This window comes from Pseudomonas sp. B21_DOA, assembly GCA_030544685.1.
Lineage (GTDB): Bacteria > Pseudomonadota > Gammaproteobacteria > Pseudomonadales > Pseudomonadaceae > Aquipseudomonas > Aquipseudomonas fluorescens_AO.
The window spans coordinates 3,447,758-3,473,558 of record CP086683.1 but is presented as its reverse complement, the minus strand read 5'-3'; the positions used below and the strand labels follow the sequence as shown (position 1 = coordinate 3,473,558).

Here is a 25,801-nt window from a genome sequence, read left to right as displayed (position 1 = left end):
TTGGCTTGTGTTCCAGGCACCCGTAAAGGCTGATGTGTGGAGCCTGATCAGTTTGCTTGAGCAGGAAAATTCACCGTAAACGTAGTGCCGTCATCAGCCGTCGAGCGCACGGAGATATCGCCTGCATGGGCAGTAACGATTTCCCGGACGATGAAGAGACCAAGCCCGACGCTGCGAACGTGATCATCCTGGTCTGAGCCACGGGTCATGGGCTCGAAAAGCTTCGCCCGAGCTGACTCGGCAATCGCCGGGCCGAAGTTGTGAACCGAAATGCTTGCCCGGTTGGCATCAAGCGTGGAAATTACAGTAATCGGCCTTTTCTGGTCGCCGTAGGCGGCACTGTTGGCGACCAGGTTACCGATGATCTGTTGCATGCGATCAGCGTCGAGTTCGACATCTCCCCACCCAACCGATTGATGCTCGATAGCGACATCTGGAAAGGCCACCCGCAGCTCTGCGACGCTCTGAGCCACCACCGAATGCAATTCGATGACCGTGGGCGAAACGGATAGCCCTCGGCCGACTCTGGCCGAAGCGAAATCGAGCAGATCAGATATCATTCGATGCGCTCGATCCGTTGAGCTGCCGATGTGGCTCAGCATCAGCTTTTCCTCCCCTCAGGCATTTTCCGACCGAGCATCTCTGCCGCCATTTTGATAGCCGTCAGCGGGTTCTTTAGGTCATGGCTGACAATGGCAACCATTTGCTCAGCAAATAGCGCCCGACGCTGCGCTTTTTCGTAAGCTTCTTTCAGCTCCATCTGCGCCTGCGACAATGCTGTTTCAGCGGCCACTTTATTCGCCAGAAGCCCTTCAGCCAGTTGCCGGGCTTTCAATAGCTCACGTTCGTACTTGTCCCGGTCGGTGGTGCAGAACAATGCCAACTGATAGACAACGCCGGACTCGTGCTGCTGACGAACGCCATTGAGCAACATGGGTATCAAGGCCTTGTCGCGACGCACCAGATCCAGTTTCACCTCCGACACCGAGCCTTGCATTTGTATCAGCGGAGACCAATGAGTCTGGTGAAAAATCCGTCCGCCCATGGTGAGCAAATCCTGAAAGCGCCGGCCTTGCAGATCGGGGTTTTCCCAACCGATCCAGGTACAGAAAGTCTTATTCGCACGCAGGATGCTGCCGTCTTCGCGGGTAACGATCAGGCCGCATGGCGCGTCGTCAAAAAGCGCCTGAGGATCGGGAATCAGGGAGGGTTCAGCGACCATCTGCGTCTTTCGTCCAAGGTAGAAGAAAGCGGTCCATGGCTTGCGAGCACGCGCTGGGCACACTCATGTGCGGACAATGACCAACATTGGTGACCAGACAGAGGGTGCTGTTGGGCAGGCTCTGGTGCAGATACTCACCTACGGCGACCGGAGCGATGATGTCATCGGTGGACTGCAATATCAGGGTCGGCGTGTCCAGACCGACCACGTCATCGCGGTTATCCGACATGAATGTCACCCGCGCGAACTGCTTGGCGATTTCCGGATCAGTCCGGCAAAAACTGTTCGTCAGCGTCTCACCAAGCGCCGGTTGGCCGGGAGCCCCCATGATGACGGGGGCCATCGTGCTCGACCAGCCGAGATAATTGCTGTCGAGGGTATCCAGCAGAGAGTTGATGTCTTCGAGTGTGAATCCCCCGACGTAACCCCCGGAGTCGACATAGCAAGGAGACGGGCCAATCATCACATGAGCTGCGATACGACCCCGATGCGCTCTGTCAGTCAATGCGCCAATCATGGCACTGACGGAGTGACCGACGACGATGACCGGGCCGACAGCGAACTCATCGATGATTTCAGCCAGATCTTGCGCGTAGCCTTCCAGTGAACTGTATTTCTGCGGGTCATAAGCCGTGAGATCAGACTGTCCGGCACCGACAAGGTCATAAAGGACGACCCTGAAGCGATCGGTAAAATGCTCCACGAGGTAACACCACATGGTTTGATCGCAGCCAAACCCGTGGGAGAAGACCAACGTTGCCGAGCCATCGCCTACTACGTTCACGTTATTGCGATGCTGGACAGACATGCTGGACGCTCCGAATCACCCGAAGGATTTTCAGGTGCAGCGCGCAGTGTAGACAGCTGCACGCTGCACGTCACCGTCAAGGGCTTGCCCGGCACGAAAGTTCAGATTCAAGCCTTCTTCATACGGACCTTCGACAGCCCCGCTACTGCTGTTTGTTCTCAGGCCGAATCCTGAACCAGATCGCGTACATCGCCGGCAGAAACACCAGCGTGATAATCGTGCCAACAAACGTGCCGCCGATCAGCGTGTAGGCCAGCGTGCCCCAGAACACCGAGTGGGTCAGCGGAATGAACGCGAGAATCGCCGCCAGCGCGGTCAACAACACCGGCCGCGCCCGTTGCACTGTCGCTTCAACCACGGCATGGAACGGCGCCAGCCCTTCCTGCTCGTTGTGATGGATCTGCCCGATCAGAATCAGCGTGTTGCGCATCAGAATCCCGGACAGCGCAATCAACCCGACCAGCGCATTGATACCGAATGGCTGGTTGAAGATCAGCAGCGTCGGCACCACACCGATCAAGCCTAACGGCGAGGTGAGGAAGACCATGATCATCGCCGAGATCGAGCGTACCTGGACGATGATGATGAGCAGCGTCATGGCGATCATGATCGGCAGCAACGGCAGAATCGCTTTGCCGGCCTTGCCGGATTCTTCGATGGCGCCCGCCTGTTCAATCCGGTAGCCGGAAGGCAGGTTTTCGATAATCGGCTGCAACTGCTGGATGATCGCGCCGGACACGTCCGGTGGCTGCAAACCTTCGGCGATGTCGCCGCGCACGGTGATGGTCGGCGTGCGATCGCGGCGGCGCAGGATCGGGTCTTCCATGCGCACTTCGACCTGGCCGATCTGCGACAGCGGGATGCGCTGCCCCGCCGCACCGACCAGGGTGAAGCCTTCGATCTGTGCCGGGTCCAGGCGGATATTGCCCGCCGCACGACCAACCACCTGCACGGAACGGATGTCTTCGCGCACCGCCGTGATCGGCACGCCGCTGAGCAGAAACTGCAACTGCTGGGCGACCGCGCTGGACGTCAGCCCCACTGCCTGCAAGCGGTCCTGATCCAGGTTGAAATGCAAGGTCGGCGTCAGCGGCCCCCAGTCAGTGTTGACGGTTCTCATCATCGGGCTGTCCTGCATCACAGCCCTGACCTGCTCGGCGATGTCGCGCAATTTCGCCGGATCCGGCCCCAGCACCCGGTAGGCCACCGGGAATGGCGAGTACGGCCCGAAGACGATTTGCGTGGCCCGAATGCGCGCTTCTGGAGCAAGCCCTTCGGCGACCGCTTCGCGTAAACGCAACTTCAGAGTTTCACGGGCGTCCTGGTTGTCGGTCAGCACGACGATTTTGGCGAACGATGGATCCGGCAACTCCGGCGCCATCGCCAGGAAAAACCGTGGCGCACCCTGACCGATATAGGCGGTGACGATTTTGGCCTCTTCCTGCTTGTGCAGCCAGGCTTCGACTTTGGCCGCCGCGGCGCTGGTCTGCTCGATGGACGTGCCGTAGGGCATCTGCACTTCGATCATCACTTCCGGGCGGTCAGAGGTCGGAAAGAACTGTTTCTTCACCAGCCCCATGCCTGGGATCGCAACGGTGAACAACACGACAACCACGCCCGCCACCAGCCATTTGCGCGTAATCACCCACGCCAGAATCCGCCGAAAACGGTTGTAGCGCGGCGTATCGTATATCGCCGCATGCCCGCCTTCGACTTTCTTGATATCCGGCAACAGCTTCACGCCCAGGTACGGCGTGAAAACCACGGCGACGACCCACGACGCAATGAGCGCGATGCCGACAATCCAGAACATGTTGCTGGTGTATTCACCTGCCGTTGATTGCGCGAATCCGTTGGGCAAAAAGCCAATCGCCGTCACCAGCGTACCGGCCAGCATTGGCGCTGCGGTATGGCTCCAGGCATAGGCCGAGGCCTTGATGCGGTCGTAGCCCTCCTCCATTTTCACCACCATCATTTCAATGGCGATGATCGCGTCATCGACCAGCAAGCCGAGCGCCAGAATCAGCGAACCCAAGGTGATCCGGTCAAAGTTCTTGCCAGTGGCCGCCATCACCACAAACACGATCGCCAGGGTCAACGGCACTGCCGCTGCGACCACCACGCCGACACGCCAGCCCATGCTGAGAAAGCACACCAGCATGACCACCAGCAGCGCGACAAAGAATTTGACCATGAACTCGCCGACCGCCGAGTCGATATTCACTGCCTGATCGGTGACTTTCGAGAGGGTCATGCCCAAGGGCATTTCTTCGTTGATCCTGACTGTCTCGGCATCCAGCGCCTTGCCCAGATCGAGGCCGTTCCAGCCCTCGCGCATGATCACGCCGAGCAATAACGCTTCTTCGCCGTTGTTGCGCACCAGGAAGGTTGCCGGGTCTTCGTAGCCGCGCTCGACCGTCGCGACATCAGACAGCTTCAGGGTGCGTCCCTGCGCGACAACCGGCGTTTCACGAATTTTCTGCAACGTGTCGAACGCGCCGTCGACGCGCAAAAACACCTCTGGCCCTTGGGTTTCGACCGATCCGGCGGGCGTCAGCACGTTTTGATTGTTCAGCGCGGCGAAGATGTCCTGCGGCGACAAGCCCAGCGTCGCCAAGCGATCATGGGAAAACGAAACGAATATCCGCTCGGCCTGCTCACCAATGATGTTGACCTTTTTTACTCCCGGTACGTGCAACAGGCGTTGGCGTAAAGTCTCCGCGTCGCGCACCAGCAAGCGCTGCGGCTCGCCCTTGGCTTTCAAGGCGAAGAGCGCGAAGGTCACGTCGGAAAACTCGTCGTTGACCATCGGCCCCATGACACCCGCCGGCAGCTTGATCGCTTCGTCGTCGAGCTTTTTCCGTGCCTGATAAAACTCTTCCTGCACCTGCGATGGCGGTGTGCTGTCGAGCAACGAGACAACGGTAAATGCGAGACCCGGGCGGGTGTAGGTTTCCGAGCGGTCATACCACTTCAGTTCCTGCAAGCGTTTTTCGAGGGGTTCGGCGACCTGATCCTGCATCTCTTGCGCGGTCGCTCCCGGCCACGCGGTGATGACGGTCAGCTGCTTGACCGTGAACGGCGGGTCCTCCGCCCGGCCCAGTTTGAAGAACGACAGGACGCCGGCCACGGCGATCAGAAAAATCAGAAACACCGTGATTGCGCGCTGGCGAACAGCGATGGCGGAAAGGTTGAACCGGCCCTCGCTCATGGACGGCTCCCGGCAACCTGGCCATCGTCGCGCGCAAGCAAGCGCACTTCTTCGCCATCGCGCAGCAGATGCGCGCCCAGCGCAACAATCGGTTCACCGACGTTGAGCTGGCCAGCGACACGGGCCGAATCATCGCTCAAGCCCAGCACCTCGACCGGGCGCCAGCTCACTTTCGCCGGTGTGCCTGCGATCACCCACACACCGGGGCCCTCGCCTGCGTTGTAGATCGCGGCGATGGGCACTTTCAATGCCTGTCTTGGCGCAGAACCCTGGCCGATATCAAGGGTGACCGTCGAGCCGATTGGCGCATTGGCCAACCTGCCTTCGAGCACATAGCGCGCCTCAAAAGTACGAGTGGTGCTGTCGGCCGAATCGGAAAGCAGTCGCAGTTTTGCGCTCACGGCAGCCGACGTATCGCCATACAGTTTTGCCTGAGCGGTGGAGCCCGGTGCGGGCCGCAGGGTCTCGGGCAAATGGATGATGGCCTCCCGCTGACCGGCCCGCGCCAGCCGCACCACCGGTTGTCCCGGGCTGACGACTTGCCCGGGCTCGGCGAGGGTTTCCACCACTACGCCATCAGCGTCTGCCACCAGAACCGCGTAACCCGAGGCGTTGCGCGCGACGTCCGCTTGCGCCACAGCGGCATTGAGTTGCGCCCTGGCGGTGTCGGCCGCAGCTTTGAACTGATCGTAGGCCGATGCCGAAATAGCGCCGGCGGCGACGAGCTTGCGATTGCGCGCTTCGTCACCGGCAGTCTGTAGGGCTCGGGCGCGAGCGGCGCTAACCGCTTCTTGCTGGGCTCGCGCCTGCAGGCCGAGGTCGATCGGATCGAGGCGCATCAGTGGCTGACCGCGCTTGACCGTTTGACCGGTATCAACCAGACGCTCGAGCACCTTGCCAGAGACGCGAAAGCCCAGATCGCCCTGGGTGCGCGCAGCGACGACGCCGGTGAATGATCGTGTTCCATTTTCTGCCGGCTGCACCGCCGCCGATCTGACAATCGGCGCCAAGGTACGTGGATCTTTTGCGCTGGAGGAATCCCCGCACGCCGTCAGGGCCAAGGGCAACAAACATACCGCGAGGGGGAAAGGTCGGAGCCGGCGCATGGAATTCCTTCACTGAAAATAGGATGATCATCATATTCTCAGTCTTGTGACCAATATCGTCAACAGTCACGGAGTCACCGGCCCGATGTTCAGCGCTGAATCAGAAGCGATAGCTGACAGAAGTACCGAGCCCGCTGGCGCTGTTCTTGTATTTCGCGCTGTACGAACCCTTGCCCGCCGAGGTGTCGTTGATCTCGACGCTCTCTTCCCAGAGATACGAATAGGCGACGTCGATGGTGACATTCTCCGCTGGAGTCCAACCGGCGCCGAGGCTGAACACCTTGCGATCGCCCGTGGGAATACGCGGCCCGCGATGGGTGTTGTTCGCCGGAGACTGATCAACCGAGAACCCGGTACGCAGCACCCATTGGTTGTTCAACCGGTACGCCGCGCCGATGGCGTGCGCCCAGGTGTCGTGCCAGTTCTGCTCCTCGCTGATCGTGCCCAACTGGCCGGCTAGCAATGGCGGCAATCCACTGTTTTCGATGGTCAGCTCTTTGAAGCGACTCCAGCGCGTCCAGGTGCTGCCGGCATACAGCGTCCAGTCGTTGTTCAGTTGATGGGTGACCGAGAAGTCCACGGATTCCGGGGTGTCGACGTCAAGCGACGCGTCATAGCTGCGACCGCTTACGCCGAGCACGTTGAAGATGCCATCGCTGAGTTTGCTTTTCGCGTCGAGGTGGTAACTGACTTTTGAGTGATAGGTCAGGCCCAGGCGGGTCTGCTCGGTGGCCTGCACCATGACCCCGGCGTTGAAGCCCAGCGCGGTGTCGTCGCCGGTGCTTTTGACTTTGCCGTCGTTGCGCCCGGGGCTCAGCGGATTGGCGACCATCCCCGACAGCTCGCCGCTGATGCGGTTGATGGTCGGGCCGAAGCCGATCGACACCTTGTCGTTGAAGGCATAGCTGATCGTCGGCTGGAACGTCAGCGTGGTGACTTCGCTTTTGTTGGCGTAGTAGCGGCCGGCGAAACCACTGCCGTAGTCGGTGATCAGGCCAAACGGCACGTAAAACCCGACGCCGAACGCCCAATGCTCGTCGATCGGTTTGACGTAATAACCCATCGGCACCGTGGTGGTCGGCACCATGTCGCCGTCTTCCTTGCCGCCGAAAGTGCTGCGGGTCTGGCTGATATCGGACTTCGCAAACAACGTCGCCTGCCCCACGCTGGCCTGCTCGCGCTTGAGCCGCGCCATGCCTGCCGGGTTGCCGAAAACGGTGCTGGCGTCTTCCGCCGAAGAAGAGCGACCGGCAAAACCCGATCCCATGCCGCTGACGCTTTGCTCGTTGAGCGCGAAACCGCCCGCCAGAACGTTGGAGGACGCGAGAACGACAGCCAGCCCCACCGGGTGCTTGAGCATTGTTTTTTTCATTGTGTGGACTCTATGAGTGTCTCGGAAATGGAATGACCAAACTGCGGTGGCGATGTTATCCGAGTGACCATATCAGTCAACAGTCACTTTCAGAGCAGCAGAAATGTTGTTGCGTCAGGAACAGGATTGGTTTGGGGCGACTGATCCGACTCCTCGGATCAGCAGAGCGTCAAGGCATCAAGCTGCGCAAGATGAGGTTCGAAGTCAGCGTGGGCGCCACTTCGATGAAGTCCAGGTTGTGTTGCAGCATCAGCGGATTGACGAAGGGCCGCAGGGCCAAGTGGATCGATTCGACGGTTTCATCCAGCGGCGTCCTGCGCTCGAACTCACCGGCCTCTCGCCCTTCACGGACAATGTCGGTGATAAAGCGCTTGATCTGCGCATCGTAACGCTGCGCACTCGGCCAGTTTTCGCCGGCGGCAAAGGCTGCGATGTCGTAGAGCTTGCGGTCGTTGAAGAACAGGTTCACACCCGTGGCGATCACGGTTTTTACCAAACGACGGAAGCGCTCGGTCGGCGTCAGGTCTGCTTCATTGATCGCCTGCTCGACCGCCGCAACGATCTGTCCCAGGCAGTTCGCGCAGATGGCCTCGCCTATCGCCTGCTTGGAATCGAAGAATTTGTAGATGTACGCCTTGGAGAAACCGATGGCCTTGGCCAGATCGGACACCGTGGTTTTGGCATAGCCGTACTGGCTGAAATGCTCGTTGGCCGCCGCGACAATCTGATCACGAATGTCGTGTTCGACGGGACCACGCGGGCCGGGGAAGGATGGGGAAACTGAAGTCTGATTCATGTCGGCAGCTTACTCACCCGCCCGCCGACTGACAACGTGTGACACATTTCAATACCACTATCCACCCACTGTGGGAGCGAGCCTGCTCGCGAAGACGCCCGCCCAATCGACGAAGAACCTCAGTCGAACCCTACCCCTCCAAACGCCTCGGATAGCAAAGCTTAATCCCTGTTCGCTCGGCCGAAGGATTGAGTATTGCCTCCGTGGACTTGCCTATGTCCATGATGTGCAAGACCTCCACGCCTCGGCTCAGCAGGTAATCGGCAACTATCCGACGATGGCAGCGCCACCAGACAGCCTCCGAGCACATGATCGCGCAGCGTCTGCTGTCGCTGAGCTGCAACAGCTGATTGAGTCCCTCTTCAAACTCTTCCGAAAAGGCGTAGTCCGCATAGTTGTGGAAGCTGCGGTTGTCCCAGAATGCGTTGACCTCATCCGGCACGGTTTTCGATTTCTTGCGCAAGCCGCCGAGGCTGGCGATCTGGTAATGCTGGATGTCAGATTCGGCGAGCAGGTCTGGCAACACATCGAGGTTGTACTGCGGATTGGTCCGCGAGCGTGGCACGGTGCGGATGTCCACCACGGCGTTAACGTCGAAACTTTTCAGCATCTGGATGAAGACGTCGATTGGCCGGGTGGAATGGCCAATGGTGAAAATGACTGTGCTCATTGGCTGGGCTTGCTGATCGCGGAAAACTTCATGCGAGAGCAGCCGTGCAGCAACATCCCGACAATGAGCAACGCCCCCGCGCGCAACCACGTTTCCCAGCCTTGCTGACTGAGCAGCACCAGACACGAGACGATCGCAAGCACCGGGACAAAGGTCGGCACGCGGAAGTGATCTTCCTCAATCCTGTCGCGACGAAGGACGAGCACCGCCACATTGGTACTCAGAAACACGAACAGCAGCAGCAAAACCACCGTCTCTGCCAGCGTTGCCAAAGTACCGGTAAGCGTCAGCGCAATCGCTACCAGGGTGGTTGCGACAATGGCAGCCCAAGGGGTTTTTCGTTCAGGCAGCACCGCACCCAAAACACCCGGCAACAGCCCCAGATTGGCCATGCCATAGGTCAATCGACTGGCCATGATCATGGTTAACAGCGCACCGTTGGCGACAGCGATCAGCGCAATGAAGGAGAAGAGTGTCGGTGGAATTTGGAGGGTCGATGCGCGGACAACTTCGAGCAAAGGCGCCGACGTGGCGACCAACTTCTCGGTAGGCAACACCGAAGAAGCTGCCACACCCACCGCCATGTAAACCACACCAGCGGTGAGCAAAGCGGCGAACAAGGCGCGCGGGTAGACCTTACGCACGTCCTTGATTTCCTCCGCCAGATTCGCCGAGGTTTCGAAGCCTACGAAAGAATAGAAGGCCAACAATGCCGCCCCCAGCACCGCCAGCATCGGACTGACGCCGGGCTTGAACGTGAGCGTCCGCCCCAGATCCGCATCGCCTGTGCGGAAATACCAGACCGCAGCCACGATCACCAGAATCAACCCGGACAGTTCAATCACCGTCATCACCAGGTTTGCCCCAAGCGACTCCTTGATCCCCGCGCATTGAGCAGGCCGATAGCCAGAAGAAAGACCAAGGCTGCAATCTGCGGCGATACGTCGACAAAGGCGTTGAGGTAATCACCGGCAAACGCCAGCGACAAACCCGCAGCGCTGGTGACCGCAGCCGCCAGCATGCAAAAACCGACCAGGAAGGAAATGAGCGGTGATTTGAACGCCTTTTCCGCGAACACCGAAGCCGCGCCGGCGTGGGGATATTTGGTCACCAGCTCTGCGTAGGAACCCGCCGTCAACATGGCGAAGAACAGCGCAATCAGCAGCGGCACCCAAATCGCGCCGCCCACCTCCCCTGCAATCGTTCCGGCGAGTGCGTAAACACCCGCGCCGAGTACATCGCCGAGAATAAACAGAAACAGCATCGGGAAAGTGATAGCCCGGCGCAGAGCAGGTTTATGAGTGGGAGCCGTCACGGTCATTCCTTGGTTCAGGTGGGGAGGAGCTGGAAAGTTGTCACCTCAAACAATGGAAATGGTGGGTAAGGCAAAGTTCAAAATGTGTGATGGGGCTTGTCGGCACGACGCTATAAACATTGCCAACTCGACACCTGTGGGAGCGAGCCTGCTCGCGAAGAAGCCAGCCCGATCAACACAAAACCTCCGCCAAAACCAATTCCCTAAACACCTCGTTTAAAAGCGATACCCAGACTATGCCAGCAAGCTACAACGCCTTGCGCCATTGCCTACGACTACGCCAGAATCCGCCGGCTTGTGCGCCTCGGGCCGGGGTTCTATCGTTGGCCGGTCACTGAAAACAGTGATCGGGTTTGGTAGCCCGCTCTCCACATGGCGCATAACGTCATCGTATGCAGATGCTTTCGCATCGGTTTTATGGTGGCCATGCGCAGGGCGCTTTCGAGCGCGCCGGTTTTGCCTCGTGTCCCGGTCTACCAACCTGTGCATGGCCGCCACCCTTCGTTTGGTAGCGAACGGGTGATGGCTCCTTTTAAAGCGGCACGAGGAGAAAGATCATGTTCAAAGTCACGCCCAACCCGCCACAGTCAGACGCAACCTCCCCTACGAATCCCTCGACTCAAAAAACTCCACGAAGCCGCCGACCGCGCCCTCGACCACTACCTCAAACCCACCGACACCCTCAAAACCACGCCCTACCAAACCAGCAGCATGTTCCTCGCCAACCCGAAAACCGCCACCGAAGAATTGCTGGTCAACGCCAGCGAATCGCCAGGCTCCGCCTCGGTGATGTTGAGTGATGTGATCGGGATGGTTGAAGGATCTGCGCGCAAGACACTGCAAGGTATCGCGCAGGTAGTGATGCTCGGGGAGCTGGCGGTTAATCAGGCGTTGGATAACGTCGTGCCGGTGGAGTAAACGAAAACGCCCTGTGACGGATTACCAGGCTCTCACAGGGTTTCCAATCTTCAGATCTGAAGGACAAGAGATGAGCGACCAGAACAACCCATCGGCAGACCCGCGCGGACTGAAAAAATATCTCCGCATCGATGCAGCTCTTTTTATAGCCAGCATGCTGGGCGCTTTTACTCTCAGCGGTTTCGCTCACCTGGAGAAGTTTTATCTAACGCTCGATGTGCCCATCGAACGATTGAACATCAGCGCCCAGCAATACCTTTCCTATGGTGCTTCCGGGTTCGGATCTTTTCTCTCTGCTCTCTTCTTCGCCGTGGCTCTGGTCGGGATTGTTTCCCTGCTGATACTGCTTTTCGAAAAAGAAAACTGGACGCGCCCCAACCTGCCCCACCGGCAAAATGGGTCGCCAATGTGCGTGAACGAGCCGCAGAAAACCGCGGCATGTTTATCATCGTGGGTTCTATTTTCCTGCTCGCGTTTTTGTTGATGACCGCCTGGTATCTGTTGGTCCGAGTGCCTTCAAATTCGGGACGAGCAGCAGCGCTGGAACTGGCAACAACGTGCGAGGTGCGGCAGTTGACCTACAAAAATCTCGACCAGTTCAGCGGGTGCAAGATTTCAGAATCTGACGACATGCTTTATCTACTGAAACGAGTCAAGGTTGACGCGAAAGGCGTTGAATTTCAGACGTTAGAGCTACCGAAGACAGGGCTCAAAAGCATCACTGGCGAGGTGCAGAGTTATAAATACAAGCGGTGAAGTTTGTAATCTATGCCGCTTAGTGTGGATCGCGTGCATGGACGCCAGTCGCTTTAGCCGCCAGGTCATCCGCTCGACACCTCGACTGCCCTGCGCAGCCGCCAGGCGTCCTTCGCCGGTGACATGCCGAACAGACGGGCGTAGTCCCGACTGAACTGCGAGGGACTTTCATAACCGACTGCATATCCCGCCTCTGCGGCGTCGACCGCTTCGGTGACCATCAGCCGCCGTGCTTCCTGTAGCCGCAACTGGTTACGAAACTCCAGCGGGCTCATCGAGGTGATCGCCTTGAAATGCGTGTGAAACGAAGAACGGCTCATGCCGGCGATTTCGACGAGTTGATCTATTCGACACGCTTCGTTGTAGTGGCTGCGCAGCCAGGCAATAGCCTTGGCGATCTGGTTCAAGCGGCTGTCTGCTTGTGCCATCTGCCTGATGAGGCTGTTGCCATTCTCGGTAAGAAGGCGATAAAGCATTTCGCGAATCACCAGCGGAGCGAGCGCTTCGATATCCCGTGGCCTGTCGAGCAGCCCCGCCAGCCGAACCGCAGCATCCAGCAGTTCTGGAGTCGTATCGTTGAGCGTAATGCCTGCCGGCGGTGCACTGACGCTCTCTTCTCTTAGCGGATGGCGCAGCGCAAGTTCACTCAATACAGCGGTATCGAGATCCAGCGCCAGGCACAGATAGGGAACAGCCTCACTCGCCTCGATGACCGAGCCCATTACCGGAAGATCTACCGATGCAATCAGGTACTTGGCCGGATCGTAAACATAGGCGGTAGTGCCCAGCATCGCTTGTTTTCGTCCTTGGGCGACCAGACAGAGTGTTGGCTCGTACACCACCGGCATAGGCATCGTGGGAAAAGCCGAACGAATCAGGCTGACACCCGGAATCGCGGTGCTGTGAATGCCGTCATTCCGGGCGTGACGACCAACGATATCGACAAGCTTGAAAAGGGAATTCAAACACAACTCCATAACGTGGGAATGCGGCGGCTAGACATCTGGTATCGGATGATCAAGCAAGAAATCAGGACGATCCTGCAACAGCCCTCCTCCGCTCATAAGTCACACTTCAGATGAAGCCCAGAGGTACTGCCGGCCACACCCGCGCCGATTCTTTGCCAAAGCCCCATATAGAGCAACGGCGTGAGGGAACGCAACTAGCGGCTTACAGATAACAACAACGGCCCATCCAACTCGACGGGGCTCATCGGACAGATTAAGGAGCACAGGAAATGACGTTTGTTCAACGCCTCTCTACAGCGCTAGCACTGGTCCTCACCACACTCATTGCAGAGCCGGCGCCCGCCGTGGCCAGCGAACCAACTACGGAACGCAATCGCCAATTCGTTGCGCAAGCGTTCAACCAGTGGGCTCAAGGCGGCCGGACGTTCTTCACAGATGTGCTGGCTCCCGATGTGATCTGGACAATCAAGGGGACGAGCCCCTCGGCAGGCACTTATCGGGGCCGAGATGACTTCATGAAACGCGCAGTCCAACCCTTCGCAAAACGGCTCGCCTCGCCCGTTCGCCCTACCGTGGTAAATATCTGGGCTGAAGGCGATGACGTCGTTGTGCACTGGAACGGCACCGCCACAGCAGCCGATGGCGCGCCTTATCGCAACAGCTACGTATGGATCATGCGCATGCGAAACTTGCAGGCAGTTGAGGTCGTAGCCTTTCTCGACCTGGTGCCTTACGACGACGTTATCAGGCGAATTCCGCTTGAAGCTGGCGATGTTGAATAGATAAGCCCGCCAGGATCGGCTGAAGGATCTGCTTGCAAGAAGCTGCAAGATATACGGAGGGGCCAGCTACCGAATGTCGGGTTTCGGCCAATAGCCGCCATCCATGAGAGGCTACTTGCGTCTCAATGAGTTACGGCTCTTTGCTTGGGGAAGAACGCACTGTTATCTCACCGTAGTCATGGACTGATGTAGATACTTCGTAGCGTTTTCCATGCAGCGCTGTCAGATAAAAAGCTTTTAACGACTGGCTCTGGGTCGGCTCAAAATCTTCGCGTATAGGGTAGCCTTTAGGGTTGCGTTTACGCTTTAGCCACAGAGAAAAGAAATAGAATGCCGAGATCACTGGTATGAGTATGCCTAGGTATAGCATCGCTGATAGAGTTTTTGGTAGTTTGTCAGGCTGATGAAAAATTTCTGCCAATGTGTAGTCCTCGTATATCCACCATAATGCAAAAAAAGGCAGAACGGGCTACTAACGATCATCGCGAACGCAATCAAAGCAGTTAGTCTTTCATAAATAGTAGCCTTGGAATCATCAGTGGTTATAGCAAAATCTGAATGCTGTCCGAACACACGGCCAGTCCCTTTTATTACTGCTCTGGGATTGCCAGCCGTGTAAAAACCGATTTGCACCCATTCGTCTTGATTCAAACAGTCAAAACAAATTTGATATCTGTTCTGATCTACTAAATTGATGGAAAAATCCATCGCCTGATGAGGTTTAGTCACACGGGGTGGCCCAATAACTTTGATATCGTCACCCAAGTCAATCGTGATAGGTGCACTGGGTGAAATTTCATCGCCTCGCACTGCTTCTCGACCTCTATTCCACACGCGCACAACGATAAAGTAAACGTTGTCCAGCGGCTCACCAGCAAGATCGACAATCCGAAAAGGACAATATTCAGTGGCCTCTGCAACGATCTGGCGCCCTAAGACTTCCAATACCAAGTCTTTCTTTTTCTCGGTTTGTTTGGCGGCGATAAGACTGAGCAAATATCCGAGAACTCCCCTAGCCCCAGCAAAATCAAGTCCTTCGTATCGAGAAGGGTTATTGACTCTAAGATTTCTTGCATTTTTATCCTAAAAAAGATCGTATTTAAAATGGTGAGTCTTGATTAAAGCCGCGATGAGGCACTTTTATTCGAGTAGAGACTGTGCTCGGATCATCGGATCGCTCCAAAATCTGTAGGCATAATAAACGACAGCTCTTGGCCGAAAGCAGCCATCGAACTGTGCCCTATTTTTGACCGAAGCAGAGCTATAGCTATCGCTATTCAAGATCCAGAGTCAACTCTAGGCTCCTGATCCACTCCTCAGGTGCGGAATATCTTGCGTAATAAGCAGTTCTTTCTGCTGGACTTAGCGATGAAAAAAACGGAAAGAAATAGTTGTCGTTGTAAAAACCTTGTGCCCCCTGCATGTCACCTCCCCACCAAGACGCCTCGTATCCATCGAAGACCAACCACGGAGGAGGAGCCGCAATTTTTGTTTCGCTTAACAGGGACAATAGCTGAGAACTGTTGGTGACCAGCCGAATCGTAGCGCTATTGAATTCTTTATATGAAATAGACAATATAAGCTGCTCACCACTCAGTCGATGCTGAAAGCGAGTTACGACCAATCCATTGAACACTCTTTCATTGACGGGTGAGAACCGTTCGTTAATAAGGTTTTCAACACCAGCCACCTCAGCTTTGTCGATGACAAAACTTGAGTAATAGGCTTGTATTCCTGCAGGAGTCAACGCTGAGTAAGCAGGGTAATTTCGATGCCCTGCTACAGCCTCAGTGATCGTGATTCCAAATATAGATTTTAACTCTACAACCGAATAACCAACGATTTGCTCCTCAGGGGTAGTCTTGAACACCTTCTTCATACGACCTAACCAGCTCATATACTTTTTCACTCTTGTAAGTAGTCAGCGAGCCAGGTCGCGCCCAGGTACCCTGCAGTGCCAAATATTATTCCACCGATTGCACCACTTACAAATGCACCAGGTCCGGTTTCTATACCAACCGCAGCACCTGCAACGAACCCTATCCTTGCACCGGCCATCGCGCCTCCCCAGCCGCCTGCTTGTTTCACCACTTCGACAGAAATAGGTTTAACGCTTTTCTGCTTAATTGATTCTTCTGTGGCTAATTTTAGGTCATACGCAGTAAATCCAATGGCGAAAACCCTTACGACTCTTGCACCCTTCATGAGCGTATTGGTCACTTGATAAGACCTTGGTGTGAAAATCGCATTAGCTGGTACTTTTTCTGCTTTCACCAGTACTTCTTTGTCGATATCTCTCACCCAGCTAGCAATCTGGTCGATTCTCGCCGAGCTCTTCGGAGCTACTTTTTTATAGTCTTCTAACGACTTAAGGATTTCCTCCGTCGTAACTAACTTTGCTCCAGCCGCCTTCGCTTTCTCAATGTCGATATAGACAACTTTACCGTCGAACCTTGGAGAGCCGCCGGGAAACTCGGAGCTTGTTGAAAGATAGCTTGATGGATATTTCCTGCTGCTGAATACATGTTCTGCTACGGTGGCATTTGAGTTCGGAGCGACGGGGCGCATACCATATTTTTCGGGCCAGACTTCGTGTTTCATCTGGAATTCCGGTAAATTTTTTGCAACAAGATGAGGATTGTCCGGAGACGAGTAAATTTTTCTAACTAAAAATCCATCCTTTCCGATTTCATCGACTGCGACGAAAAGATGAATATTCGCCGGCATCGCATAGCCTGGTACGTTACTTACCGAGCCGGCTTCCTTGTTTGTGGGTACTTTGCAAGAAAACTCCGTCATGCTTCACCCCACTTTTCAAGGGCCGCAACTCCTGTAGTAATTTCCAGAGTTTCTTGTTTGCTCGTAGCAATTCTCGGAGTACGTCCTGACTCATCCGAAAACCCGGTATAGACCATTCCTGACTCATCTTTGATGTGGTAGGGAACGTTAACTAATGGCTGACCATCAGTACCAACGATACGAAACTGCTCATCGAACACCAGTGCCCAAAGCGGCATTGCGGAAGGAGGTGTGAAATCCGCTGGAGTATGCGAGTTACCAATTATTACGGTACTGGAGCCAGTGATGACGTTATTCCCATGGGCGCCAGTGCTACCAACGGTTGCTGCAGGTAACCCATTGATGAGCACCGTCGAAGCTACATCTCCGACGATAGGGCTGCCACATGCGCTCTTATCAGTTTGCCGAGCGGCAGCTAACCCATCGAAGAAAACGTCTGGAGACCCAGAGGCAATTGGATTAACGCCATGACCAGGCAGAGGGCAAGAGGTAGGATCGGTAACGCGAGCGGCAGGTTTGCCTGACATCTTTAACATCCTTGTAAAATTAGAATCGGAAGAATTCTGGCATAAAAGGAGGGTCGCCAACCATATGTACCCCAGATTGGGGCATTGGGGGTTTGATGCAGAGTTCAATTGAGGGGTGATTGGCCTTACGAAACAGCGCTGCAAACACCTGAACTCTCCGCAACCTGCCCTTCCCCCGCAAAAACCCACAAACGCCCTGAGCGGCGAAGGCATGTGGCGGCGGCCGTGGTAGTAAAGAAACGGGCCGTCGAAGGACTGCCACCAGTCGTCGAGAATCGGCACCAGTCGACCGTCGGAAAGCGGCTCGCGTAGAAAGTCCTCGAAGGTATAGACGATGCCCAGTCCGTTGATGGCCGAGCGAATTTTCAGATCGTGCGACGATGTCAGCAGTTGCCCCTGAGGCGGGATACGCACGATACGGCCGTCTCGATGGAACTCGAATACGCCGACTTTGCCGCTCTCGAAGCGATGGCCAAGCAGGTCATGGCCCGGCAGTTCTTCGGGGTGAGTGGGCGTACCGCGTTCAGCCAGATAGCCCGGGGCGGCGGCTGCAACGAAGCGTTGGCGACGCGGGCCGATGGGCACGGCGATCATGTCTTTGGCCAGGCTCTCTTCATAGCGCACGCCGGCGTCATAACCGCCAGCGTTGACGTCGACAAAGGCGTTGTCCATGACGACTTCGACACTGACCCCTGGATAGAGGCGCAGAAAACGCGCCAGCAGGTCGGGCAACAGAAAACGTGCCACCGGCACTGGCACATTGAGTTTGAGCGTGCCGACCGGGCGCTGAGCGTCGTCGGCCAGATCGTTGAAAGCGGCGTCGATTTCTTGCAAGGCCGGGCGCAGGCGTTCGAGCAATCGCTCGCCGGCCGCCGTCGGCGTGACGCTGCGCGTGGTTCGATTGAGCAGGCGCACACCCAGGTCGCTTTCCAGCCGACGCATGCAATCGCTTAGCGACGAGGCGGACAGACCGCGTTTTTGCGCGGCAGCACGAAATCCCCCGCCTCGACCACCGCAGCAAATATCGACACATCGGTAAGGTTTGGTTTACGCATGAACGCTTCCTCCGCAAGCAGCTGACTGTACGCCATGTCGTACGGGCCATCCACCAGTGCCCGACTTATCCTCGCGCATTCGTACACCGATACTGCTCACTCGCCCCCGCTAACCGGGAATCTGTCACGCGAATGAGAATCCCCCGATGAGCCATTCACCCGCTACGCCGAGCAATACCGCGACCCAACGCCTTCTCAAGGCCACCCGAATGCTGTTCGCCATTTCCGCGATGGCCGGCACACTGGCTGCGCAGGCGACTCCTCGAACTGAGCCGAAGCCGGACTGGTCAACCCACGACATGCCCAGCCAGAAAGGCCGCATCGTGCTGGTCACCGGGGGAACCAGCGGCATGGGTTATGAAGACGCGCTGGCCCTGACGCGCGCCGGTGCCGAGGTGATCATCGCCGCACGCAACGCCGAGCGCGGCCGCGAAGCAATCACGAGGATCAAGCAAGCCGTGCCTGAGGCGCGCGTGCAATTCGAAACGCTGGACCTTGCCAATCTGCAATCGGTGCGCGATCTCGCCAACCGTCTGCAAGGGCGCCTGCCGAGGCTCGACGTGCTGATTAACAACGCTGCGATCATGTCGCCGCCTGTTCGAGGCGTTTCCGCCGATGGCTACGAGATGCAACTGGCGACCAATTATCTGGGGCATTTCGCCCTGACCGGCCTGCTGATGCCCCTGCTACGCAAAAGCGACGATGGTCGGGTGGTCAGCCTGTCGAGCATCGCCGCCGGACGCGCAAGCCTGAACTTCGATGACCTGCAGGCTGAGCGCAGTTACGACCCTTTCGCCAGCTACAGCCAATCGAAACTGGCGGTTCTGAAGTGGAGTATTGAGCTGCAGCAGCGCAGCGATGCCGCCGGTTGGGGGATACGCAGCATCGCCGCGCACCCCGGCGTTGCCGTGACGGAGCTGATCGCCCGGGGCCTGGCCTGGACAGTCAATTCGGCAAACAATGGGCAGTAGAGCGGGACCTGTATCATTCCGCAGCGCAGGGCGCGCTGCCCACGCTGTATGCAGCCACGGCGCTTGAGGCGGTTGGCGGCGCCTACTACGGCCCCACCGGTGATAACGAAAAGCGCGGGCCGCTGGGCTTCGCCAAGATGCCGCCGGCCGCTGCCGATCGCTCGAATTCGGCCACACTGTGGCAACTCTCCGAGCGACTGACTGGCGTCACCTACCGCTGACCGCCCGGCACGGGCAGGCCCCGTGCCATTGCCCCGCCACTCCCACAGGAGCGCAACATGGATACGTCTCTTCTCGCCCACCGCGCCGGCGCCATCATCAATGCCGAGGCTCACGAGCTGCGCCCTGCGCTCAACGGTTTTCTGCTGTTCGTTTGCCTGTTCGCCGGCTATTTCATGCTCCGTCCGATCCGCGAATCGATGGGCATCACTGCCGGCGTCGAGAACTTGCAGTGGCTGTTCACCGCGACCTTCCTGGTCATGCTGGCGGCCGTTCCGCTGTTCGCCTGGCTCAGCGCACGCGTGCCGCGCCTGCATTTCGTGGACTGGGTGTACGGATTCTTCTGCACCAATCTGCTGTTGTTCGCCGTCTTGTTCCTGGGCGAGGAAAGCCCGTGGCTGGCGCGCGTGTTTTATGTATGGATATCGGTCTACAACCTGTTTGTCGTATCGGTCGCCTGGAGCCTGATGGCCGATGTATTCGACAGTGCCCAGGCCAAACGTCTATTCGCTTTCATCGCGGCGGGCGCCAGCGTCGGCGGCTTGAGTGGACCTGCGCTGAGCGCCTTGCTGATCGGTCCGCTGGGCGAGTCCGGCCTGATGCTGCTGGCCGCTGTTCTGCTCGCCGCTGCGATGTGGTTCAAGCGCCAGCTGATGCGCTGGCGTGAACGGGGTGGCGCAGGACGCCCCGATGCCGCGCCGAGCGAAAGCCCTCGCAGGCCGTTGCCGGGCAATCCGTTCAGCGGTATGACCGCCGTTCTGAAATCACCCTATCTGCTCGGCATTTGCGGCTTTGTGGTGCTGCTGGCGACAGTCTCCACCTTCCTTTACTTCGAGCAGGCACGCGTCGTCGCCGAACACTTCCCGGACCGCGAGGCGCAGGTGCGCGTGTTTGGCATCATCGACTTTGTCGTGCAGGCAGGCGCCCTGCTCTGTCAGCTGTTCATCACTGGACGCCTCGCCCAAAAACTAGGTGTCGGCGTGCTGTTGGCCATGGTGCCGCTGGTCATGTGCGCGGGGTTTATCGGGCTGATCTTCGCGCCCGGCTTTGGCCTGATCGCCGCGCTGATGATCGTGCGCCGCATCGGTGAGTACGCCTTCGTGCGCCCAGGTCGGGAAATGCTGTTTGCCCCGCTCGATGCCGAAAGCAAGTACAAGGCAAAGAACTTCATCGACACCGTGGTCTACCGCGCCGGCGACGCCATCAGTGCCTGGGCGAAAAGCGCGCTGGACGCCCTCAGCCAGGGAGCAGGCATGGCAGCGCTGGTCGGCGCGTTGTGTGCACTGCTGTGGGGCTGCTGGGATGGCGGCTCGGCGAGCGAGCGGACCGCCGAGCCAGTGTCGCGGGAGTGCGGCAAACCCACGCATAGCGCAGTCGAATCGGGAGGCGGGGATTTTTCTCGCAAACGTTGACCATTCCAACGGCCAGGCTTTGCAGACCGACTGACGGCTGACCGCTCCACCAGGGAACTGCCGGTGCCAACCATCGTCCGAGCTTAAGCGTTTAAGCAAACAGCTCGCCACGAGGTTTCCGTTTGAAAGCTGCCATCGTCAAAAAATACCGTCTGATCATCAAGACCCTCGGCTACGTGGGCTGGTCTTTGTTCTGGTTGCTGCTCTGGGACATCGCCGTCACCGTCGACTTCATGCTGTTTCTCAACGCCAAGCTGAACCTGCCGTTGATGCCGCTGACCTTGCTCGGTTCAGCGTTGATCGTGTTGATCAGTTTTCGCAACAGCAGCGCTTACAACCGCTGGTGGGAAGCGCGGACGCTGTGGGGATCGATGATCAACAATTCCCGCAGCTTCGCCCGGCAGGTGCTGACGCTGCTGGACGATGCAGGTGGCGAGGTGAATCCGGTCAAATCCACGCTGTTGCGCCGCCACGTTGCCTACGTGAATTGCCTTGCCGCGCACCTGCAAGGTCAGCCGTGTCCCGACGAGGTACGGGCGTTTATTCCCGCCGATGAGTTCGCGCGCAGCGGCACGACCAACAACTTTGCCAACGATATTCTCACCGGCTCGGCGACTTTGCTCGCTCGCGAATACAAGGCCGGGCATCTGGACAGTATTCGCCTGGCGCGCCTTGAGTCGACGCTGGTGGACCTGTCCAACAGTCAGGGCGGCATGGAGCGGATCGCCAACACCCCGCTGCCCTACCCTTATGTTTATTTTCCGCGGCTGTTTATTTCGCTGTTCTGCCTGATCGTCCCGATAGGTCTGGTGGAATCCCTCGGCTGGTTCACGCCGCTGGCGTCGACCGTGGTGGGGTTCATGCTGCTGGCCATCGAGCGCATCGGCACTGATCTGCAAAGCCCGTTCCGCCACAGCGAACACCAGATTCAAATGGAAGCGCTGTGTGAAACCATCGAAAAGAATTTGCAGTCGATGCAGCGTGATTCGTTGGGGGATGTGCGCAGGGTTGAGGAGCCCGCTTGAGGCGCTGCTTTAGCAACTGCGCTTTTCATCAGATGCGGAGCAGCTATTGACGAGTGTCCGCCGCCTCGGCCGGGTAAAACTCGCCCTGCTTGCCCATTTCTTCGAGTCGTTCGCGCGCTACCGCCTCAACACGGGCCATTGCGTCTCGATCGTCAGGGTCAACCAACTGCAAGCACAGGCGTCGAACATTTTGGTCATGGGTCCCCTCGCTGAGCATTTCGTGGGTGAAGACTTGTTCAGCACGCCATAGGCATAACTGAGTATGGGTCCCGCCGAGCCATATCTCGTTGATTGATCCAAGATCAGTGGTTGCCAGTTGATCCACGGTGATTGTCTTATCCATTGCGCCGTACCTTGAAAATGCTTGTACAGGTACGACTGGCAGGCATAGCGAGTCGTTCAAGTCGTCGACAGTCCACCAACGCCCCACTCTCACTTGTCCGGAAGATTCTTATGAAAGCGCCAAAAATCGAAGATTACATCGCTCAATGGCCATTACTGGGCGTGGACTCCGCTGCCCCTTGGGCGGTGGTTCAGGATTGCGAGAGCCGGATTCTGAAATTGCTTGAAACGCTCGGCCCGGGATACCGGCGCCACAATAATTGTGCGATTCATGAAACCGCCATCGTTGAGCAAGGCGCTGTGCTGAAAGGCGCAATCATCATCGGCGAAGGCTGCTTCGTCGCGGCGGGGGCTTATCTACGGGGAGGTGTATATCTCGGCAAAAACTGCATTGTTGGCCCCAGCTGCGAGCTGAAAAGTACCTTCATGCTCGATGGCAGCAAGCTTGCCCACTTCAACTTCGTCGGCGACTCATTGATCGGCGAAGCGGTCAATATTGAAGCCGGTGCGATCATCGCCAACTACCGTAACGAACTGGACGGAGCCGATATCAAGATCCGCCACGAAAATCAGGTGATCGAAACAGGCGTCAGCAAATTCGGAGCGCTGGTGGGTGACGGCTGCAAGATTGGCGCAAACGCTGTGATTGCTCCTGGCGCTTTGTTGCGGCCCCACATACGTGTTCCTCGTCTGGGACTGGTTGACCAGTTCGCCTACGATTAAAACGAAATGTCCCCTCCGGAACTGAATCGCTATCGCGCGGGGCTGCACCACTCAGCAAATTCCCATGAAAAAGCCCGCAAAGCGGGCTTTTTCATGCACAGATAAAAGCGCTGATCACCTGTTCCTCAATAGTACATACGTCTCACCGCCCTTGCGGTCGTGCTGGAGAATAAAGTTGTTGTCCTGAATACGCACTTTCGACGGCACACGATCAGCAACCGGCGTTTGCGAATAAGTCTGCGCGGCACTCAGCAATTGCCGGGTCAGGCTGTTATCCGACTGACTATCAGTGGCGACGACGCACTCCTTTTCGGATAGTTGCACGGAGAGATTTTTGTCTGCGGTGAAGCCGATGCGTGTAAAGCCCATGTCCACAAGGTCGGTGATGCCATTGCTCTTGGCTGCTTCAGCCGAGCCGGCGAACGACGGGGCGGTCTTCAGGCAAATGTCGATAAAAGCTTCAATGGCTTTGGAAGTGACAGGTGTCGGTGCGGTTGGCGTTGCAGTGGTGCAGCTGGCGAGCACGAACAGACTGGACAAAGCCAGTGTGCGGAACAACGTATTGGACATGACGCGGGAATCCTTCCATTGCAATTTGGTAATGCAGCCGTTGGGCTGAACGCCGCCGGAACAGGCGACGTGCGAATGGTAAATGAAAATGCGATATCAGGCGGGACACCATCGCAGCTTACTGTTCGCGTGTCAGATCACCTTGTAGTGCCCCGAGACCCGCCGGGCTTGAATAGAGGTTCTCCAGAGCCGATATCTCAGCCAGTTGCTGCGGCGTAAGTGTTTTCTCTTCTTTCTCAAGTTGCTCACGCATGGGGCCTGCAATATCGCTCGGCAACGTCTGTTTGAGCGCCACGCGCAACAATCCACAAGCCTTGAGCTTGTTACGGCTGACGCCCTGCCCATTATCGAAATGAACGGCGAGGGTAATCTGCGCCACAGCGTGACCTTGAACTGCCGCCTGCAACAGCCAGTGATTGGCAAGTGGATAGTTCACCGGTACATCCCCGCCACTGCTATAGAGATAGCCGAGGACGTACTGGGCGTTGACCCGGCCCTGATCGGCGGCACGGGTATACCAACGCAATGCGGCGGGTACGTCTTTAGGAGTACCAGTGCCTTGTAAAGTGACCGCCCCCAATAATTCAAATGCAAAGCTATCGCCAGCATTGGCCGCTTGGGTGAGCAATTTGACGGCGTGTTGAGGGTCGGCTGGAGTTCCTTTACCGGAAAGATAGAGTGTGCCTAATAGCGTCAGAGCCTCGGCATCTCCATGATCGGCTGCCTTGCTAGCCCATTTGAACGCCTGTTGGTCGTTTGCCTCAACGCCGTAACCTTTGTCATAAAAGATAGCGAGTTGTCGTTGAGCCTTGGCATGACCTTGTTCTGCTGCCTTGCTGAACCATTGTGCACCTTGGACAAAATCACTGGCCACATCTCCGCCCGCGATGCTTGCAGCCCCCATGTAATATTGTGCGTCCGCGTTTCCCTGATTGGCCGACTCCGTTATCCACTGCATACCTTTTGGTCGATCAACTTCGACGCCTCGACCGTAGTATTGAATGATGCCGAGCTTGTACTGCGCCACAGGGTCGCCTTTTTCCGCAGCGCCCAAGTACCAGTCTGCGGCTTTGCCAGGGTTGCGGCTGACTATCAAACCCTCCTCATAAGCTGAGGCGATCAGGACAGGAAGGCCATAAGGGCTTCGCCATAGTGCGATCACGAAGGTAACAAGAAGAAAGGCCAAGAGGCTGAGGCATAGAGCAATCGAGAACTTGCGCAATTTTGAATCCGTTCATAAATGGGAGGACAACGTTCGGGGCCGAGTCGCCCAACAGGTTATCGCCAGTTTCATGATTAGCTTTATGACATCGCCTTTACAAAGTGCCAATTACTCTCGCCGACTGCCACTCTTCGTGTCAGATAAAAAACACCGAAGTCAATTTTTCCTCGCCCAACTCCCAAACATCACATCCCCAACATAGACGCCTGAAGAGACTGAACGCTCCTGATCCAGACGCGCCTGCAACGTTTCAATGTCGACCTCTTCTGCACTGGCCACCCCTAACGCAATGATTCGCGGCAAGCAGGCACGAACAATGGCACCAAGGTTGTAGGGCGCGTCAGGCGTTTGTACCAGGCACTCAGCGCGCACGCTTTCAACGGTCAAGCCTGCCTGGGTGAAAATGCCGTGCAGGTTGAATCCGATGTGCAAATCCGCCCCTTCGCGAGCAAGCATCTGCTGTAACCAAAGTTGCGCTCTTTGATGCAAAGGAAAGGCTCGACGCTGGCAGGCGCCAGCGTCGTATCGTGTTCCTGAAAGACCATGAGCCCGCCGGGACGCAGACACTTCGCCAAGGCTCGGATTGTCGCCACCGCATCCCGTTGATACATCAGGACGCGCCTGCCGACGATGGCGTCGAACGTGGCGATAGAGTCCGGCAATTCCAGGAGGTCGCCCTCGAGAAAAGTCAGCGCATGTCCTGTGATGCGCTGGCGTGCAATGGCAATGGAATCGGCGTCATGATCAACGCTGATGATCTCCCCGCTTCTTCCCACAAGATCACACAGCAGAAAAGCAACATCACCCGAACCGCAACCTACGTCCAGAATTCGCATCCCTTCTCCGATGCCCGCCTCGATCAGCAAGCGTGTAGTGAAGTCGAGTCAGTTGAGCGGCATTGTCATCACGGCGTTATATGCGGCTGATTTTCGCGACGGACTTGCGCGATTGGCGCGCCTGCATCGCCTGTGCAGTCCCGACAGACTTTGCGTGAGCGAGCACCAGGACACCG

General features: G+C 57.2%; 21 protein-coding genes and 6 pseudogenes. 8 read left to right on the top strand and 19 right to left on the bottom strand.

Translation table 11 applies throughout. The features are described from left to right. Nucleotides 1–47: 47 nt before the first annotated feature. From LJU32_16085 to LJU32_16050, 8 genes and pseudogenes are all read right to left on the bottom strand, one after another. A pseudogene (locus LJU32_16085) lies at nucleotides 48–1,222 on the bottom strand (PAS domain-containing sensor histidine kinase). Continuing rightward, entirely contained in the window at nucleotides 1,212–2,030 is an 819-nt protein-coding gene (locus tag LJU32_16080; protein WKV87284.1) for an alpha/beta hydrolase, read from the bottom strand. The pseudogene LJU32_16085 and the gene LJU32_16080 overlap by 11 nt, the downstream one beginning before the upstream one ends. A 142-nt stretch (nucleotides 2,031–2,172) precedes the next feature. Beyond that, entirely contained in the window at nucleotides 2,173–5,241 is a 3,069-nt protein-coding gene (locus LJU32_16075; GenBank protein WKV87283.1) for an efflux RND transporter permease subunit, read from the bottom strand. Then, entirely contained in the window at nucleotides 5,238–6,347 is a 1,110-nt protein-coding gene (locus tag LJU32_16070) for an efflux RND transporter periplasmic adaptor subunit (protein WKV87282.1), read from the bottom strand. The genes LJU32_16075 and LJU32_16070 overlap by 4 nt, the downstream gene beginning before the upstream one ends. Before the next feature lie 100 nt (nucleotides 6,348–6,447). Further along, entirely contained in the window at nucleotides 6,448–7,719 is a 1,272-nt protein-coding gene (locus LJU32_16065) for an outer membrane protein transport protein (protein WKV87281.1), read from the bottom strand. A 169-nt stretch (nucleotides 7,720–7,888) separates the two neighbouring features. Then, nucleotides 7,889–8,515: a TetR/AcrR family transcriptional regulator gene (locus LJU32_16060; protein WKV87280.1), complete on the bottom strand. Its 627-nt coding sequence runs from the start codon at nucleotides 8,513–8,515 to the stop codon at nucleotides 7,889–7,891. 130 nt (nucleotides 8,516–8,645) lie between these two features. Continuing rightward, on the bottom strand, nucleotides 8,646–9,185 hold the full coding sequence (locus LJU32_16055; GenBank protein WKV87279.1) for a DUF488 domain-containing protein: 540 nt from the start codon (nucleotides 9,183–9,185) through the stop codon (nucleotides 8,646–8,648). Beyond that, nucleotides 9,182–10,506 (bottom strand): annotated as a pseudogene (locus LJU32_16050) (APC family permease). Before LJU32_16050 ends, LJU32_16055 begins: the two are co-directional and overlap by 4 nt. A gap of 551 nt (nucleotides 10,507–11,057) precedes the next feature. On the opposite strand from LJU32_16050, the pseudogene LJU32_16045 reads away from it, so the two are divergent. The 3 genes and pseudogenes from LJU32_16045 (at nucleotide 11,058) to LJU32_16035 (ending at nucleotide 12,174) form a co-directional block, all read left to right on the top strand. Next, nucleotides 11,058–11,418, top strand: a pseudogene (locus tag LJU32_16045) (hypothetical protein). Between the two features lie 70 nt (nucleotides 11,419–11,488). Then, the gene (locus LJU32_16040) at nucleotides 11,489–11,902 is read left to right on the top strand and encodes a hypothetical protein (protein ID WKV87278.1); all 414 of its coding nucleotides are present in this window, start codon (nucleotides 11,489–11,491) and stop codon (nucleotides 11,900–11,902) included. Beyond that, a complete protein-coding gene (locus LJU32_16035) occupies nucleotides 11,857–12,174 on the top strand; it encodes a hypothetical protein (GenBank protein WKV87277.1) in 318 nt (105 codons plus the stop codon). Before LJU32_16040 ends, LJU32_16035 begins: the two co-directional genes overlap by 46 nt. Nucleotides 12,175–12,239: 65 nt before the next feature. On the opposite strand, the gene LJU32_16030 is transcribed toward LJU32_16035, so the two are convergent. Then, nucleotides 12,240–13,139 (bottom strand): AraC family transcriptional regulator, encoded by a 900-nt coding sequence (locus LJU32_16030; GenBank protein ID WKV87276.1) that lies wholly within the window; start codon nucleotides 13,137–13,139, stop codon nucleotides 12,240–12,242. Between the two features lie 272 nt (nucleotides 13,140–13,411). On the opposite strand from LJU32_16030, the gene LJU32_16025 reads away from it, so the two are divergent. Next, a complete protein-coding gene (locus LJU32_16025) occupies nucleotides 13,412–13,924 on the top strand; it encodes a nuclear transport factor 2 family protein (GenBank protein WKV87275.1) in 513 nt (170 codons plus the stop codon). Between the two features lie 357 nt (nucleotides 13,925–14,281). Here LJU32_16025 and LJU32_16020 read toward each other — a convergent pair whose 3' ends face one another. From LJU32_16020 to LJU32_16000, 5 genes and pseudogenes are all read right to left on the bottom strand, one after another. Beyond that, a complete protein-coding gene (locus LJU32_16020; protein WKV87274.1) occupies nucleotides 14,282–14,920 on the bottom strand; it encodes a hypothetical protein in 639 nt (212 codons plus the stop codon). Between the two features lie 277 nt (nucleotides 14,921–15,197). Further along, nucleotides 15,198–15,803 carry a hypothetical protein gene (locus tag LJU32_16015; GenBank protein WKV87273.1) on the bottom strand — a complete coding sequence of 202 codons (606 nt, stop codon included), beginning with the start codon at nucleotides 15,801–15,803 and terminating at the stop codon, nucleotides 15,198–15,200. A gap of 26 nt (nucleotides 15,804–15,829) precedes the next feature. After that, nucleotides 15,830–16,723: a glycine zipper family protein gene (locus LJU32_16010; protein WKV87272.1), complete on the bottom strand. Its 894-nt coding sequence runs from the start codon at nucleotides 16,721–16,723 to the stop codon at nucleotides 15,830–15,832. Further along, nucleotides 16,720–17,250 (bottom strand): PAAR domain-containing protein, encoded by a 531-nt coding sequence (locus tag LJU32_16005; protein ID WKV91119.1) that lies wholly within the window; start codon nucleotides 17,248–17,250, stop codon nucleotides 16,720–16,722. Before LJU32_16005 ends, LJU32_16010 begins: the two co-directional genes overlap by 4 nt. A gap of 186 nt (nucleotides 17,251–17,436) precedes the next feature. After that, a pseudogene (locus tag LJU32_16000) lies at nucleotides 17,437–18,305 on the bottom strand (LysR family transcriptional regulator). A 209-nt stretch (nucleotides 18,306–18,514) separates the two neighbouring features. Here LJU32_16000 and LJU32_15995 point away from each other — a divergent pair. From LJU32_15995 to LJU32_15985, 3 genes and pseudogenes are all read left to right on the top strand, one after another. Further along, a pseudogene (locus LJU32_15995) lies at nucleotides 18,515–19,497 on the top strand (SDR family oxidoreductase). Nucleotides 19,498–19,554: 57 nt separating this feature from the next. Next, a pseudogene (locus tag LJU32_15990) lies at nucleotides 19,555–20,864 on the top strand (MFS transporter). Nucleotides 20,865–21,029: 165 nt separating this feature from the next. Then, on the top strand, nucleotides 21,030–21,932 hold the full coding sequence (locus LJU32_15985) for an effector protein (GenBank protein WKV87271.1): 903 nt from the start codon (nucleotides 21,030–21,032) through the stop codon (nucleotides 21,930–21,932). 43 nt (nucleotides 21,933–21,975) lie between these two features. Here LJU32_15985 and LJU32_15980 read toward each other — a convergent pair whose 3' ends face one another. Then, nucleotides 21,976–22,275 carry a hypothetical protein gene (locus tag LJU32_15980; GenBank protein ID WKV87270.1) on the bottom strand — a complete coding sequence of 100 codons (300 nt, stop codon included), beginning with the start codon at nucleotides 22,273–22,275 and terminating at the stop codon, nucleotides 21,976–21,978. A gap of 110 nt (nucleotides 22,276–22,385) precedes the next feature. Between LJU32_15980 and LJU32_15975 the strand changes: the two genes are divergently transcribed. Continuing rightward, nucleotides 22,386–22,997: a transferase gene (locus LJU32_15975; protein ID WKV87269.1), complete on the top strand. Its 612-nt coding sequence runs from the start codon at nucleotides 22,386–22,388 to the stop codon at nucleotides 22,995–22,997. A 114-nt stretch (nucleotides 22,998–23,111) separates the two neighbouring features. Here LJU32_15975 and LJU32_15970 read toward each other — a convergent pair whose 3' ends face one another. The 4 genes from LJU32_15970 to LJU32_15955 all read right to left on the bottom strand — a co-directional run bounded on the left by LJU32_15970 (nucleotide 23,112) and on the right by LJU32_15955 (nucleotide 25,655). Then, nucleotides 23,112–23,567: a hypothetical protein gene (locus LJU32_15970; GenBank protein WKV87268.1), complete on the bottom strand. Its 456-nt coding sequence runs from the start codon at nucleotides 23,565–23,567 to the stop codon at nucleotides 23,112–23,114. Between the two features lie 118 nt (nucleotides 23,568–23,685). After that, nucleotides 23,686–24,789 carry a sel1 repeat family protein gene (locus LJU32_15965; GenBank protein WKV87267.1) on the bottom strand — a complete coding sequence of 368 codons (1,104 nt, stop codon included), beginning with the start codon at nucleotides 24,787–24,789 and terminating at the stop codon, nucleotides 23,686–23,688. 156 nt (nucleotides 24,790–24,945) lie between these two features. Further along, on the bottom strand, nucleotides 24,946–25,176 hold the full coding sequence (locus LJU32_15960) for a hypothetical protein (GenBank protein ID WKV87266.1): 231 nt from the start codon (nucleotides 25,174–25,176) through the stop codon (nucleotides 24,946–24,948). Beyond that, a complete protein-coding gene (locus LJU32_15955; GenBank protein WKV87265.1) occupies nucleotides 25,173–25,655 on the bottom strand; it encodes a class I SAM-dependent methyltransferase in 483 nt (160 codons plus the stop codon). Before LJU32_15955 ends, LJU32_15960 begins: the two co-directional genes overlap by 4 nt. Nucleotides 25,656–25,801: the final 146 nt, after the last annotated feature.

Excerpts from the sequence above, each read along its gene's own strand:
- LJU32_16065 (WKV87281.1), bottom strand. The coding sequence starts at position 7,719 with ATGAAAAAAACAATGCTCAAGCACCCGGTGGGGCTGGCTGTCGTTCTC.
- LJU32_16015 (WKV87273.1), bottom strand. The coding sequence starts at position 15,803 with ATGAAGAAGGTGTTCAAGACTACCCCTGAGGAGCAAATCGTTGGTTAT.
- LJU32_16080 (WKV87284.1), bottom strand. The coding sequence starts at position 2,030 with ATGTCTGTCCAGCATCGCAATAACGTGAACGTAGTAGGCGATGGCTCG.
- LJU32_15975 (WKV87269.1), top strand. The coding sequence starts at position 22,386 with ATGAAAGCGCCAAAAATCGAAGATTACATCGCTCAATGGCCATTACTG.
- LJU32_15980 (WKV87270.1), bottom strand. The coding sequence starts at position 22,275 with ATGGATAAGACAATCACCGTGGATCAACTGGCAACCACTGATCTTGGA.
- LJU32_16070 (WKV87282.1), bottom strand. The coding sequence starts at position 6,347 with ATGCGCCGGCTCCGACCTTTCCCCCTCGCGGTATGTTTGTTGCCCTTG.
- LJU32_16025 (WKV87275.1), top strand. The coding sequence starts at position 13,412 with ATGACGTTTGTTCAACGCCTCTCTACAGCGCTAGCACTGGTCCTCACC.
- LJU32_16075 (WKV87283.1), bottom strand. The coding sequence starts at position 5,241 with ATGAGCGAGGGCCGGTTCAACCTTTCCGCCATCGCTGTTCGCCAGCGC.
- LJU32_16060 (WKV87280.1), bottom strand. The coding sequence starts at position 8,515 with ATGAATCAGACTTCAGTTTCCCCATCCTTCCCCGGCCCGCGTGGTCCC.
- LJU32_16040 (WKV87278.1), top strand. The coding sequence starts at position 11,489 with ATGAGCGACCAGAACAACCCATCGGCAGACCCGCGCGGACTGAAAAAA.
- LJU32_15970 (WKV87268.1), bottom strand. The coding sequence starts at position 23,567 with ATGTCCAATACGTTGTTCCGCACACTGGCTTTGTCCAGTCTGTTCGTG.
- LJU32_16055 (WKV87279.1), bottom strand. The coding sequence starts at position 9,185 with ATGAGCACAGTCATTTTCACCATTGGCCATTCCACCCGGCCAATCGAC.
- LJU32_16035 (WKV87277.1), top strand. The coding sequence starts at position 11,857 with ATGTTTATCATCGTGGGTTCTATTTTCCTGCTCGCGTTTTTGTTGATG.
- LJU32_16010 (WKV87272.1), bottom strand. The coding sequence starts at position 16,723 with ATGACGGAGTTTTCTTGCAAAGTACCCACAAACAAGGAAGCCGGCTCG.
- LJU32_16005 (WKV91119.1), bottom strand. The coding sequence starts at position 17,250 with ATGTCAGGCAAACCTGCCGCTCGCGTTACCGATCCTACCTCTTGCCCT.